This window comes from Vibrio sp. B1FLJ16 (assembly GCF_905175385.1).
Lineage (GTDB): Bacteria > Pseudomonadota > Gammaproteobacteria > Enterobacterales > Vibrionaceae > Vibrio.
Genome location: NZ_HG992749.1, coordinates 902,753 through 916,095, shown reverse-complemented (window position 1 = coordinate 916,095; position 13,343 = coordinate 902,753). Strand labels below are relative to the sequence as shown.

The window sequence follows — 13,343 nt, the reverse complement described above, 5'->3', positions numbered from 1 at the left end:
GTAAAATTGTCGCAAACAAGTTCGTAATTTTGACATTAAATCGCCGAATTGCTGGCTAGATAGCTTGCTGCGCCTAAAGATGAAATATAACATGATAGACCTAGTTTAAGGCAATGCTCTTTCAACAGAGGCAAGAAGTCCACGATGACCCATTCACCAGACCTTAAAGGTAGCAGTTTTACTTTGTCAGTTTTACACCTTTCTGACAACGAGATAGCAAAAACTATCGATTTTTTGCAAGAAAAAGTGTCTCAGGCACCCTCTTTCTTCGCATCTGCACCTTTAGTTATCAATATAGCGAAAGTCGAAGGCGACATTGATTTCTCAATACTCAAACAAGGCATTGCAGATGCCGGGTTTATTCCGGTCGGTGTAACGGGCTGTAAAGACAAACGTGTACAAAATCTTGCGTCCGAAGCTGGCTTCGCCATCATGTCTGCAAGCAAATCTCCTAGCCAGGCACCGGCGAAAATGGCTCCCACTAAATACGTCCGTACACCGGTTCGTTCAGGACAACAAATCTACGCAAAAGATGCAGATCTAGTGGTACTTGCGCATGTTAGCGCAGGTGCAGAAGTCATCGCAGATGGTTCTATCCATATTCATGGAACTTTGCGCGGGCGCGCAATTGCGGGTGCTAGTGGGCAGCATGAGGCACGGATTATTTGCCACGATTTACAAGCAGAACTAGTATCTATTTCTGGAGATTACTGGTTGAGCGATCAAATTGAGAGTGAGTATTGGCAAAAGAAAGTGATGGTCAGTAAAACCGAAGAATCATTACATCTAGAGATACTCACAATATAGTTTTAAAAAGGAAAACAAATGGCACGCATTATTGTAATAACATCTGGTAAAGGTGGCGTCGGTAAGACCACCTCAAGCGCAGCCATCGCGTCTGGCTTGGCTCTTAAAGGTAATAAAACCGCGGTAATTGATTTTGATATTGGCCTGCGTAACCTTGATCTTATTATGGGTTGTGAGCGTCGTGTCGTTTATGATTTTGTCAACGTCATCAACGGCGAAGCAACGTTAAACCAAGCGCTGATCAAAGATAAACGCACAGACAACTTGTTCATTCTTCCTGCTTCTCAGACACGTGATAAGGATGCACTGACCAAAGATGGTGTGCAGCGTGTATTCAATGAGCTGAGTGAGATGGGTTTTGACTTCATCATCTGTGATTCGCCAGCGGGTATTGAGCAAGGTGCTCTGATGGCGCTGTATTACGCAGACGAAGCTATTGTGACAACAAACCCTGAAGTATCTTCAGTGCGCGACTCAGACCGTATTCTGGGCATTCTGGACTCGAAGTCACTGCGTGCAGAGCAGGGACTAGAGCCAGTAAAACAGCACCTTCTATTGACTCGTTACAATCCTATGCGTGTTAACCAAGGTGAAATGCTAAGTGTAGAAGACGTTGAAGAAATTCTGCACATTCCACTGCTGGGCGTGATCCCTGAAAGCCAGGCGGTACTGAACGCTTCAAACAAAGGTGTGCCTGTCACTTTTGATGAAAACACAGATGCTGGTATGGCTTACTCTGACACCGTTGATCGCTTACTAGGCAATCAGGTTGAATTTCGTTTCCTTACTGAGGAGAAGAAAGGACTCTTTAAACGACTGTTCGGAGGCTAGATATGTCATTATTAGAATTTTTCCGTCCTCAGAAGAAAACATCGGCAAGCTTGGCTAAAGAACGCCTGCAAATCATCGTAGCAGAACGTCGCAGCCAAAATGACCCAGCGCCTTCTTACCTGCCTCAATTAAAAGAGGACATTTTGAAGGTGATTGGCAAATACGTCGATATCGACCCGAATATGGTTGACCTGACCTTTGAGCACAAAGATGACGATATCTCAGTACTTGAGCTCAACGTTAAACTACCTGACGACGAGAAGTAATCGACAAACTAATGTGCGTGACATAAAAAGGTTGGCTTCATCGCCAACCTTTTGTTTGTTGTTACTTAAGCGCTTTATTCATCTTGTCACCGATAAGCTCAAGACGCCATCCTTGCATCACATCAGGCAGTTTTGCCGGATCGCGCTCCTTCTTCCATACCCAGCTGATCAGCTGGTTAATCTGCTTTTTAGAAGCAAGAAACTCAGTGGCCAGGCCTGATTTCTGAGATGCATTTTTCACAATATCTTTCATATTCTTGAATACTTGCTTGTAACCCGGATAATCCATCAGACGATCGATTTTCGCTGGGTATTCATCTGCAGGTATCTGCTTGGCTTTTTTAACGATAGCGGCAATTTTTGCTCCGTGGCGGTTAATTGCACGGATATCAATCCCTTCTGCTTCCATTTTCTTAAAGCCAGTTAAACCAAGTCGGGCAACCGTCAGCAAGTCTCCTTCTTTAAAGACGAAGTTCAGGGCTAGGTCTCGTTTAATAGCCTGATGATAACGCCAAGTCGCAAGTGGTTTTAAAACAGCCAGCTCTGACGGTTTTAGCTGCCAGGCACCTTTTATATCAAGATAGGCATTCTCTTCATTCACTTCACGAATACGCTTAGATACAAGTAAGTCACTCTCTTGCTGCACTGCACTCCACCAGCCAGCTTCGATCACTTTGTCGAGCAGAATTTCATAAAGTGGCCACAGGTAATGAACATCTGCCGCAGCGTAATCAAGCTGCTTTTGTGTGAGTGGCCGAGCCATCCAGTCGGTACGTGACTCACTCTTATCTAGTTCCACACCAAGATATTCTTCAACCAGAGTCGCAAAACCTGTTGACAGGCCGTGACCAAGAAACGCGGCCATAAGCTGAGTATCGACCATAGGGAATGGCGTACATCCGAAAGCATTCTGGAACACTTCGAGATCTTCGCCACAAGCATGTAAGACTTTCTGTACCGATGTGTCCTTCAGGAGTTCCACAAACGGAGACATGTCTGTAAGTTCAGTAGGGTCGATAAGAGAAAGATTTTTGCCGTCGAAAAGCTGGATCAAACCTAGCTGCGGATAGAAAGTCCTGACACGCACAAACTCCGTATCCAGCATCACAACATCTGCGTCTCTAGCCTGAGCACAGACATCTTCCAGGTCTTTGTTTTTGATAATAATCTTGTAATTCACATGCTTCTCGCTATAAAAAATGCCAGCAAAACGCTGGCATTCTATCACTTTTTAATTGTTTCGACTCAACGAATTCCGCCTAGGCGCTCTTCTTCGCAATCTCGGCGTCATTTTCTTCGCGAAGTGTTCGTCGAAGAATCTTACCCACGTTCGTCTTTGGCAATTCATCACGGAATTCAACCAGTTTAGGTACTTTGTACCCTGTGAGATGCTGACGACAATGAGCAATGACTTCGTCTTTGGTCAGGCTTGGATCACGCTTAACAACGTAGATTTTCACCAACTCACCAGAGGCTTCATTAGGCTGTCCGATAGCAGCAACTTCGAGAACTTTACCATGCAATGCAACGACGTCTTCAATCTCGTTCGGATAAACATTAAATCCGGAAACCAGAATCATGTCTTTCTTACGATCAACGATATGCAGGAAGCCTTCATCGTCGAATTTTACGATATCGCCAGTCGATAACCAGCCATCTTCGTTTATCGTCTCTTTGCTTGCTTCAGGGCGCTGCCAGTAACCTTGCATCACCTGAGGCCCGCGAACCTGAAGCTCACCGATTTCAGTGTTTGCGAGTGCGTTACCTTCTTCATCGACGATTCGAACTTCTGTCGATGGCACAGGCAGACCGATTGAGCCATTGTACTCAACAAGATCGTGCGGATATGCCGCAACCAATGGCGAACACTCTGTCAGACCGTAGCCTTCCAGCAAGTAACAGCCAGTAGTTTTCAGCCATTTTTCCGCAACCGCTCGCTGAACAGCCATACCACCACCGACTGATAAACGCAGGTTGCTGAAATCCAGCTCGTGGAAATCTTCGTTATTCACCAACGCATTAAATAGCGTATTGACGCCAGTAATGGCAGTAACTGAATGTTTTTGAAGCTCTTTAATGAATCCCGAAATATCTCGAGGGTTGGTGATCAGTAAGTTACGGCCACCCATTTCAATAAACAGCAAACAGTTCACAGTTAATGCAAACACGTGATAAAGCGGTAACGCAGTAACTACCAACTCTCTGCCCGGAGTCAGTACCGGACCATACGCACCTTTGGCCTGCAATACGTTTGCAATCATGTTGCGGTGGGTCAGAATTGCACCTTTCGCTACGCCTGTTGTACCGCCTGTATATTGTAAGAAGGCGATGTCCTCGCCAGACATAAACGGCTTCACGTACTGAAGACGACGACCTTTACGTAGCGCTTTACGCATTGAAATGGCACCAGGCAGGTGGTACTTAGGTACCATGCCTTTGACGTATTTCACGACAAAATCAACAATCGTACCCTTCGCTCGCGGCAGCATCTGTCCGAGGCTGGTCAGAACCACATGCTTCACAGACGTATTATCCACGATCTGCTCTAACGTATTGGCAAAGTTAGAAACAATCACGATCGTCGTTGCACCGGAGTCATTCAGTTGGTGCTCAAGCTCGCGAGGAGTATATAACGGGTTCACGTTTACAGCGATACAGCCGGCACGCAAAATACCAAACAGCGCGACTGGATACTGAAGCAAGTTAGGCATCATAAGAGCAACGCGATCACCCTTTTTCAGCTTAAGCTCATTCTGCAAATAAGCGGCAAATGCCCGACTACGTTCTTCCAGTTTACGGAAGGTCATAACCGAGCCCATATTCATAAATGCTGGCTGGTCTGCGTATTTTTGTACAGACTGTTCAAACATTTCGACCAAAGACTCATACTGATCTGGATTAATTGTTTCAGGTACGTCACTTGGATAACGTGAAAGCCATGGTTTATCCACGATATTACTCCTCGTTCATCGCTGTCTTATCATTACAGCCTTTTTATTTTGAGGCTATTACAGCACAGCGAACGTGCTTGAGCACTAAACTCCCAAACACTTGTTTAAATTTTGTTAACTACACCAAGAATTGCATTCGCAACTTCAAGTATTTGCTCTAAATGGCAATGGTGGCCTCCGGAAACAGAAATCACTTGGGGAGGATTCGGTCCCCAATCAACTTGTTCAGAAGGCAGATTTTGAAATCCCTGTTCGCCCAATACGATCAGATGTGGGCATCGTATCTGGCTGGTGATTGCGTTGGCGTGTTCCTGTGCCATCCGGTAGAGAGAAGCGCATTTTAACTTGGTATCGTGTCTCCAGTACCATAAGTTCTCACGCTGCTCAGTTCCCCGCTCAATAATAGGCAGAAGCTGTTCCACAGTTAATTGATTGGCTTGCATGCGTAACTTTAAAGCCAGCTCAAATGATGCAATGGCCCGTTCGGGCTTATTGCGTTGCCGCTGGCGGCTCAAGATACCATCACGAAGACGTTGCAAGCTATTGGCAGGCTCTTCAGTAATAGGACCTGCACCTTCAATTTGTACTAATGCTTCTACCTGCTCAGGAAGCGCTGCACTATAGCAACTTGCGACTAAAGCACCAAGCGAATGCCCTACCAACATGAGTCTGTTTGGCGATAATTCATCCACCAATTGATGTAAGTCAGCAATGTAATCGTGAAATGGATAATAATTATCAGCAGATTTGTGACTGGAGAAGCCATGACCAAAATGATCGACAGCCAGTAAGTGCAGTTCTGGATTGAGGTGATGAATTTGTTCCATCAACACTTTAAAACTGCCCGCATTGTCCAACCACCCATGAAGAAAAACGACTGACAAGTCAGCCGTTTTTTCATTACCTATCTCAAGTGCTGCCATTGTCCCGGCAGCCAGTTTGAATCGTCGCTCGTGCATAACAGATTATCTGACCTGCTTAATAACCCTGCCGTCTTGCGGAAAATCATGACGCAGCATACGGCAATTGATGGAATAACAAGGGTAAAAATAGGTTGGGGTGTCATACATACGCACGCGTTCCTCAATCTTCCACAAGCGATAGCCCTGGCCTTTCATTAAAGGGAAGATGTATTCATGCTCACCGATTTTTCCTTTCTCTTCACCTGCACCAGAGCCGACAACCGTAATAAGACGACCGGAACCGAAAGCTGCGGGCTCAAGGAAACCATCAAAATAAACAGCAAAACGCCCTCTCGGATCCTGCTCGATATCAGGCTTACCCGATTTGCTGATAAGAAGGTTTACAATCTCTACGCGGGTCTGGCCTTTTAGGTTATCCACTTTCGCGATAACACCACCAAGACGGACATCACTGCTTACCTGCCCTTGAGATTCAGCAAACATTTTGTAGTCAGTTAGAACCTGCTCTGTTGTTGCATTCAACTCTTCAGGAAGAGAACTGCACGCCGACAGCCCGAATACAGCAAACAAAATCAGATAAATACGTCTGGATAATTTCATAAAGCCACTCTGTTGTTTCTTTTACCTATACCAATCTGGATAAGTAAATGGTCAACTTATTGCGCAGGGCTTACTGCAAAAGGAAAGTCACTTAGAGCAAGGTATAGATTGCAATAACTAGTCATTCTAATTACAAAATCTATAACGCAGCTATCAGTGGTTTTAACCAGCAAGAATGAGCAATTACTTGTTTAGATTGGTATCAAACATAGATATCGACACCAAGCAGTTGAGCTAGTTCCTCTTTTCTCGCTCGGTTCATAACATCCATGTACTGCTCCATCGCTTTTCGTCCATTTCCTTCAGGCAGATCGTATTGCACTTGAGCACGGTGAATCTGAGACTCGTCGACTTGCTTTATGGAATGTGCGACAGCATTCGCCACCTTAGAAGGCTGACCTACAGTCTGCTGAGTCTGAGATTTTTTTACCTGATTCTTCTTACTGGTTTTATTGGTGCGATTTGCGCCAGGTATCAGCGAGGGAGGTAAACCATTAATCGATGCCATAACATTCCATAAAAGGCAGGGCTATTGCCCTGCATTTAAATCAACTAACGTATTTGTTAGTGAATTAGTGAAAAGCTTACTCTCGACCCGGAAGCTTTTTCCACGTCACATTGTCGCGAAGGTAGACAGGACTAGACTCTTCAACAGGAACTGTGTTGCCTTTATCAAACTCTTGTTTGGCGAGAACCACAATGTCTTGCGAATCAGGGTACAGTACTTCACTTGCAGTAACACTGAATGGCAGGCTAGTCAGTGTTTCCTGATAAGCATCCCAACCGGTGCCTGCAGTTGTCCATGTCTTATCATCCGATTGAGCTTCTTCGACTAAGTTTGCTGGCGGAATAACACACTCTTCGTCGACAGCCGTCCACTCACCATTTTCCTTGCGGGTATAACGCGCCCAGTACACTTCACTCATGCGGGCATCAATAGCAACCGCTACGTCAGTTGCACCGTGAAGACGGTAACTTGCTTGCGCCATTGCCGCTAAAGTTGAAATACCAATCATTGGCAGATCTGCACCAAACGCTAACCCCTGAGCAATGCCGATACCAACGCGAACCCCGGTAAAGCTACCTGGGCCACGGCCAAATGCCAGTGCGTCTAAATCTTGCAAAGTCAGACCCGCTTCTTTCAGCACTTCATCAACCATAGGCAATACTTTCTTGGTATGGTCACGAGGGGCAACTTCGCTGCGTGAAATCACTTGGTCATTAACCAGTAATGCAACCGAACAGTTTTCAGTTGCTGTATCGATGGCAAGAATCTTTGCGCTCATTTAACTCTCTACAACTCTATTTGATTGGTTTATGCCACAGCACCAGTCTGTGGCAGATTAATCTGCTTTAAGGAAAGCTTTGATTCGTTCTAAATCCCTCGTTCTAGGGATAGGTGGCAAGCTGCCTAAAAAGGTGCCGCCATAATCACGGGTGACTAAACGATTGTCACAAATGATCAACGCCCCGTGATCTTTCTGGTCTCGAATCAAACGTCCTACGCCCTGCTTTAAGGTGATCACTGCATCAGGGATCTGCACTTCGGCAAAAGGCTCTCCGCCACGTAGTCGACAATCTTCGATTCGGGCTTTAAGCAGCGGATCATCAGGGGCGGTAAACGGTAATTTGTCGATGATAACACAGCTCAACGCATCACCTCTAACATCGATACCCTCCCAGAAAGCCCCGGTCGCCACCAGCAACGCATTGCCGAGTTCCATAAACTCCGCCAGGGTCTTTTGTTTACTCATTTCACCCTGCATGAGAACGGGCAAATCCAGAGTTTCGCGAAATTTTTCGCCGAGATCTCTCATCATACTGTGAGAGGTACAGAGAAAAAAGCAACGCCCCTGGTTCTCTTCAATCACAGGTGCCAGCATTCTTACCAGTTTATCTGCCAGGCCGGGGCTGTTCGGTTCAGGTAAATAACGAGGCACACACAGACGCGCCTGCTTTTCGTAATCAAACGGCGATGGTAAAGAGAACTGCTGCTCAGGTTTGAGACCTAGGCGATCGGTAAAATGTTTAAAGTCACCTGATACCGCTAAAGTTGCTGAGGTAAATATCCAGGCACCTTGCTTAATTTCAATTTGCTCGTGGAACTTATCCGAGACGGAAAGCGGTGTAATATGCAGTGCAAAATGACGTGGAGATGTGTCATACCAGTAAGAGTACCCTGTAATATCCACATCACACACACGATTGATCCGGCCTTTGATTAAATTGGCACGCTCAAACGCCGCATCAAGTAACTGACTACGGCCCAACGCAATTTTGAGCACGTCAATAGCCAGCTCAAGGCTGTCAGTCAGCCTTACCAACTCTCGCTTAATCGACTCCGACTGCATTGCCTCACGCCAGTTACCACGAAAGCCCGGCTCTCCGAGAACAATACGCATATCCATCGCACTTTGTAGCAGCTTGTCACTCACCTTCTGTAACTGGCGCATGTCTTTTGCTTCAGTGCGGTAGGCGATTTCTATATCTTTCGCCAGTTCATGAATCTGACGGCTCGATACCGTCTGACCAAAGTATTCACTGGCGATATCTGGTAGCTGATGGGCTTCGTCGAAAATAAACACATCAGCTTCCGGGATTAGCTCACCAAATCCGGTTTCTTTTATTGCGAGATCAGCAAAAAACAGGTGATGGTTGACCACCACGACATCAGAGTCCATAGCCCGCTTACGCGCTTTCAGCACAAAGCAGTCAGTATAGCTTGGGCATTCTTTACCCAGACAGTTGTCATTGGTTGAGGTAATCGTCGGAATAATCATGCTGTCTTCCGGCAGATCATCACAATCACCCAAGTCACCCGTTTTGGTTTCTGAGGACCACGATCTCACTTTGACAAGCTGGGTTAGTAAGGTCGGGTCAGCTTCGTTGGTGTGGCTTTCCACCATTTGCCGGCTCAGGCGGTCCAGACACAGATAGTTTGATCGCCCTTTTAGTAGCGCAACCTGGCCATAAAACCCCAACGCACTCACCATTAGGGGAAGGTCACGATGGTACAGTTGTTCTTGAAGGTTTTTAGAGCCGGTACTGATGATGACTTTCTTTCCACTTAATAAGGCTGGGACGAGATAAGCAAAAGTTTTACCCGTCCCCGTCCCCGCTTCTACCACCAGCTGGCTTTGATCTTTGATCGCACGACTGACGGCTTCAGCCATATCGATTTGTGGCTGACGAGCCTGAAAGCCAGGTATGGCCTTGCCTAAAGCGCCATCAGAAGAGAAGGTTTTTGCGATCATGCTTGACATCAAAGTGAGGAAAATTATCGGGAGTATATCAGACGTTAGCGAGTGACATCAGCCTACAATATTGCTGGTTAATGAACCAATATTGATATTTTGTTGAAACCAGTTCAAGAATGGATTATTTATGATGGAAGATTGCTGTACGGTTGACTCACTTTCGGTCAGCAAACTTTTCGTACGCTTAATTATTGAAATATGGAAGCCCCTGATTTATGGAAAAGAAAACGCTATTAACCCATTGCTCCGACGCACCTGGTTTGATATCAAAGATCACCAATATTTGTTACAAACATCAATTAAACATCATTCATAACAATGAGTTTGTTGATAACACCAGCGGGCACTTTTTCATGCGAACGGAGTTGGAAGGTTACTTCAACGACCAGACGTTCCTTGCAGACTTAGATCAAGCGCTGCCACAAGGTGCGAAGCGCTCGCTAGTTGGCGCAAGACGTAAACGCATTGTTATCTTAGTGACCAAAGAAGCGCACTGTTTAGGCGATATCCTGATGAAAAATTACGACGGTAGCCTGGATGTGGAAATAGCGGCTGTCGTCGGTAACTACGACAAACTGCAAACTCTGACTGAGCGTTTTGATATCCCCTATCACTATGTGACTCATGAGGATCTTACTCGTGAAGAGCATGAGCAGAAGATGCTTGAAGTGATCGACCAGTACGACGCCGATTACCTGGTATTAGCCAAGTACATGCGTGTGTTAACACCCGGATTTGTAGAGAAGTACCACCACAAGATCATCAACATTCACCACAGCTTCTTACCCGCATTTATTGGTGCTAAACCTTACCAGCAAGCGTATGACCGTGGGGTGAAGATCATTGGTGCGACCGCGCACTTTGTGACGAATGATCTCGACGAAGGACCAATCATTAAGCAGGATGTCATTCCAGTCGACCACAACTTCAGTGCTCAGGATATGGCGCAAGCTGGCCGCGATGTAGAGAAGAACGTTTTAAGCAAAGCGCTTAACAAAGTTCTCAACGACCATGTTTTTGTCTACGGTAATAAGACGGTCATTCTATAAGATAGTTACTCTTGAGATTCAAAAAGGGTTGCCATGTGGCAACCCTTTTTGTTTCTAATATAATCAGGGGATTGCTCATGCTTTCTCAGATTCAACAATACGCTTGAGTGAATGGGGATGAAGCTTGATACAAACACCCTGATACTTAAATGCCACCGTCGGGTTGTTCAAACGCTCCCCTTCTCCTTTCGGACTCGACAATTTGATTTTCACACCCAGTTCATCAAGCTTTTCAAACTGCGCCCCAAATTGCGGATAAGTGTGTATCAAATCGGCTAAAAATTCATCCGCGGTTTGTGCATGAGACGGGATCACAAACTCCACATGTTCCCAGCTTTCTGTCGGATAAGTTTTACCCTCAGCCGGATACGGTAGCTCCAGGCACTCCATTTTCCAGCCACGGCATTCAAGCGCTTTCTCAAATTCAATAACAATGATTGGACGACCATTAATCTGTGCTTGCGATATCACTTTGCCATATCGGCTCCATGCCTGCTGTGCTTGCTTAGCGGTTTCAGTGTCGTTAATACGTAGAGCAACATGGTCCGCCTGAGCCAGACTCAAATCCAGACACAGCATGGAAGACAATGCTTCAATCTTCGCCATAAAAGCGTCAAGGTCTTGGATCATCAGTTCTGGTGTTAAACGTTTTTCTACTAGTTCAGGAGTCATGGATAATCTCTATATGAAGTCTGTCGTCTTTAATTTAGGCGCAATAGTAAACCCAAACTGGGCCGCATTTCCATTCAGTCGAAAAAGTAATAATTTCCCCAAATCCTCTCTGTATGAAAAGCAATAAAGTTGTTATCATTAGCGCCATTTTTGTGAACTCCAACAGAGCCCGACTCCGATAATAACGGGTTCTTAGTCCTCGAATTGAAGGAAACGCGTGTGAATATCCAAGCACTTATTAATGACAAAGTATCTCAGGCTCTAGAAGCCGCTGGCGCACCTGCAGGCAGTCCTGCAGCTGTTCGCCAATCAGCAAAGCCACAATTTGGTGACTACCAGGCAAACGGCGTAATGGGCGTTGCTAAAAATTGGGTACTAACCCACGAGAATTTGCACAGAAAGTACTGGATGTTCTGGACCTTGATGGTATCGCGAGCAAAACAGAAATCGCTGGCCCTGGTTTTATCAACATTTTCTTAAGCGAAGAGTTTCTGGCGAAACAAGCGGATGCAGCTCTTGCAGATTCACGCCTGGGCGTGGCAGAGGAAGAAGCACAAACTATTGTTGCTGACTACTCTGCGCCAAACGTAGCAAAAGAAATGCACGTTGGTCACCTGCGTTCAACCATCATCGGTGATGCTGTGGTTCGTACCCTTGAATTCTTAGGTCATAAAGTGATTCGCGCCAACCACATTGGTGACTGGGGTACTCAGTTCGGTATGCTTATCGCAAACCTTGAGCGTGTACAACAAGAGTCTGGCGAAGTTTCAATGGAACTGGCTGACCTAGAAGCCTTCTACCGCGAATCTAAAAAGCTTTACGACGAAGATGAAGAATTCGCAGTAAAAGCACGTAATTATGTAGTGAAACTGCAAAGCGGCGACGAGTTCTGCGCAGAAATGTGGAAGAAGTTGGTTGACGTAACCATGATCCAAAACCAGCGTAACTACGATCGTCTGAACGTATCTCTGACTCGCGATGACGTAATGGGCGAGAGCATGTACAACGACATGCTGCCTAAGATCGTTGCGGATCTGAAAGAGCAAGGTCTTGCTGTTGAAGATGACGGCGCACAGGTTGTGTTCCTAGACGAATACAAAAACAAAGATGGTGAGGCTATGGGCGTTATCGTTCAAAAACGCGATGGCGGCTTCCTATATACCACAACTGATATAGCCTGTGCGAAATACCGTTACGAAGAGCTAGGCGCGAACCGCATACTATACTTCATCGATTCACGCCAGCACCAACATCTAATGCAAGCCTGGACTATCGTACGCAAAGCGGGCTACGTGCCAGAGTCTGTTTCTCTTGAGCACCACGCATTCGGTATGATGCTGGGTAAAGATGGTCGTCCATTTAAAACTCGTGCGGGCGGTACCGTTCGTCTTGCCGATCTTCTGGATGAAGCAGAAGAGCGCGCAGCAAAACTGATCGAATCTAAGAACCCTTCTCTGGATGCAGAAGAGAAAGAGAAAATCTCTCGTACCGTAGCAATGGCAGCGGTGAAATACTCTGACCTGTCTAAGCACCGTACTACGGACTACGTGTTTGATTGGGACAACATGCTGGCGTTTGAAGGTAATACCGCGCCGTATATGCAGTACGCCTACACTCGTGTTGCTTCTATCTTCGCTAAAGCTGGTATTGCGATGGATAAACTTCAAGGTGATATCCAAATCACTGACGAGAAAGAAAAAGCGCTTATCGCAAAACTTATGCAGTTTGAAGAAGCGGTTCAGTCTGTCGCCCGTGAAGGTCAGCCACACATTATGTGTAGCTACCTGTTTGAACTGGCTGGCCAGTTCTCAAGCTTCTACGAAGCGTGCCCTATCCTGGTTGCAGAAGACGAAGCGGTTAAGCAGAGCCGTCTGAAACTTGCGGCGCTAACAGCCAAGACTATCAAGCAAGGTCTGTCTCTGTTAGGTATCGAAACACTAGAGCGCATGTAAGCGACTCTTAGCTAAAACTGAAAAATGCAAAGGCT

General features: G+C 46.0%; 12 protein-coding genes and 1 pseudogene. 5 read left to right on the top strand and 8 right to left on the bottom strand.

The features are described from left to right. The first annotated feature begins 144 nt into the window (after positions 1–144). The 3 genes from minC to minE are packed head-to-tail and all read left to right on the top strand — an operon-like array spanning position 145 to position 1,904. On the top strand, positions 145–807 hold the full coding sequence (gene minC, locus KHN79_RS04245; protein ID WP_182011062.1) for a septum site-determining protein MinC: 663 nt from the start codon (positions 145–147) through the stop codon (positions 805–807). An 18-nt stretch (positions 808–825) separates the two neighbouring features. Then, positions 826–1,638, top strand: a complete 813-nt coding sequence (minD, locus tag KHN79_RS04240) for a septum site-determining protein MinD (RefSeq protein WP_182011061.1) — start codon at positions 826–828, stop codon at positions 1,636–1,638. A gap of 2 nt (positions 1,639–1,640) precedes the next feature. Further along, positions 1,641–1,904, top strand: a complete 264-nt coding sequence (gene minE / locus KHN79_RS04235) for a cell division topological specificity factor MinE (protein ID WP_182011060.1) — start codon at positions 1,641–1,643, stop codon at positions 1,902–1,904. A gap of 61 nt (positions 1,905–1,965) precedes the next feature. Here the strand turns inward: minE and rnd are convergent, their stop codons facing one another. The 7 genes from rnd to KHN79_RS04200 all read right to left on the bottom strand — a co-directional run bounded on the left by rnd (position 1,966) and on the right by KHN79_RS04200 (position 9,632). Further along, positions 1,966–3,084 carry a ribonuclease D gene (rnd, locus tag KHN79_RS04230; protein ID WP_182011059.1) on the bottom strand — a complete coding sequence of 373 codons (1,119 nt, stop codon included), beginning with the start codon at positions 3,082–3,084 and terminating at the stop codon, positions 1,966–1,968. A gap of 79 nt (positions 3,085–3,163) precedes the next feature. After that, a complete protein-coding gene (fadD, locus tag KHN79_RS04225; protein WP_182011058.1) occupies positions 3,164–4,855 on the bottom strand; it encodes a long-chain-fatty-acid--CoA ligase FadD in 1,692 nt (563 codons plus the stop codon). Positions 4,856–4,959: 104 nt separating this feature from the next. After that, positions 4,960–5,814 (bottom strand): alpha/beta hydrolase, encoded by an 855-nt coding sequence (locus tag KHN79_RS04220; RefSeq protein ID WP_182011057.1) that lies wholly within the window; start codon positions 5,812–5,814, stop codon positions 4,960–4,962. A 6-nt stretch (positions 5,815–5,820) separates the two neighbouring features. Next, entirely contained in the window at positions 5,821–6,378 is a 558-nt protein-coding gene (locus tag KHN79_RS04215) for a Slp family lipoprotein (protein WP_182011056.1), read from the bottom strand. A 202-nt stretch (positions 6,379–6,580) separates the two neighbouring features. Continuing rightward, positions 6,581–6,886, bottom strand: coding sequence for a chromosome partitioning protein ParA (locus KHN79_RS04210; protein WP_182011055.1), 306 nt, complete (start codon positions 6,884–6,886; stop codon positions 6,581–6,583). Between the two features lie 76 nt (positions 6,887–6,962). Further along, positions 6,963–7,664 carry a tRNA (adenosine(37)-N6)-threonylcarbamoyltransferase complex dimerization subunit type 1 TsaB gene (gene tsaB, locus KHN79_RS04205; RefSeq protein ID WP_182011054.1) on the bottom strand — a complete coding sequence of 234 codons (702 nt, stop codon included), beginning with the start codon at positions 7,662–7,664 and terminating at the stop codon, positions 6,963–6,965. Between the two features lie 57 nt (positions 7,665–7,721). Next, the gene (locus tag KHN79_RS04200; protein ID WP_182011053.1) at positions 7,722–9,632 is read right to left on the bottom strand and encodes an ATP-dependent DNA helicase; all 1,911 of its coding nucleotides are present in this window, start codon (positions 9,630–9,632) and stop codon (positions 7,722–7,724) included. A 218-nt stretch (positions 9,633–9,850) separates the two neighbouring features. Here KHN79_RS04200 and purU point away from each other — a divergent pair, with 218 nt between their 5' ends. Continuing rightward, complete coding sequence (gene purU, locus KHN79_RS04195; RefSeq protein WP_182011052.1) at positions 9,851–10,684, top strand: formyltetrahydrofolate deformylase; 834 nt, start codon at positions 9,851–9,853, stop codon at positions 10,682–10,684. 75 nt (positions 10,685–10,759) lie between these two features. On the opposite strand, the gene KHN79_RS04190 is transcribed toward purU, so the two are convergent. Further along, positions 10,760–11,356, bottom strand: a complete 597-nt coding sequence (locus KHN79_RS04190; RefSeq protein WP_182011051.1) for a VOC family protein — start codon at positions 11,354–11,356, stop codon at positions 10,760–10,762. A 219-nt stretch (positions 11,357–11,575) separates the two neighbouring features. Here KHN79_RS04190 and argS point away from each other — a divergent pair. Further along, positions 11,576–13,308 (top strand): annotated as a pseudogene (gene argS / locus KHN79_RS04185) (arginine--tRNA ligase). The last annotated feature ends 35 nt before the right edge of the window (positions 13,309–13,343 follow it).

Bases quoted from the DNA above. Each gene is read 5' to 3' on its own strand.
- KHN79_RS04215 (WP_182011056.1), bottom strand. From the start codon at position 6,378: ATGAAATTATCCAGACGTATTTATCTGATTTTGTTTGCTGTATTCGGG.
- minC (WP_182011062.1), top strand. From the start codon at position 145: ATGACCCATTCACCAGACCTTAAAGGTAGCAGTTTTACTTTGTCAGTT.
- tsaB (WP_182011054.1), bottom strand. From the start codon at position 7,664: ATGAGCGCAAAGATTCTTGCCATCGATACAGCAACTGAAAACTGTTCG.
- KHN79_RS04210 (WP_182011055.1), bottom strand. From the start codon at position 6,886: ATGGCATCGATTAATGGTTTACCTCCCTCGCTGATACCTGGCGCAAAT.
- KHN79_RS04200 (WP_182011053.1), bottom strand. From the start codon at position 9,632: ATGATCGCAAAAACCTTCTCTTCTGATGGCGCTTTAGGCAAGGCCATA.
- purU (WP_182011052.1), top strand. From the start codon at position 9,851: ATGGAAAAGAAAACGCTATTAACCCATTGCTCCGACGCACCTGGTTTG.
- KHN79_RS04220 (WP_182011057.1), bottom strand. From the start codon at position 5,814: ATGCACGAGCGACGATTCAAACTGGCTGCCGGGACAATGGCAGCACTT.
- minE (WP_182011060.1), top strand. From the start codon at position 1,641: ATGTCATTATTAGAATTTTTCCGTCCTCAGAAGAAAACATCGGCAAGC.
- minD (WP_182011061.1), top strand. From the start codon at position 826: ATGGCACGCATTATTGTAATAACATCTGGTAAAGGTGGCGTCGGTAAG.
- KHN79_RS04190 (WP_182011051.1), bottom strand. From the start codon at position 11,356: ATGACTCCTGAACTAGTAGAAAAACGTTTAACACCAGAACTGATGATC.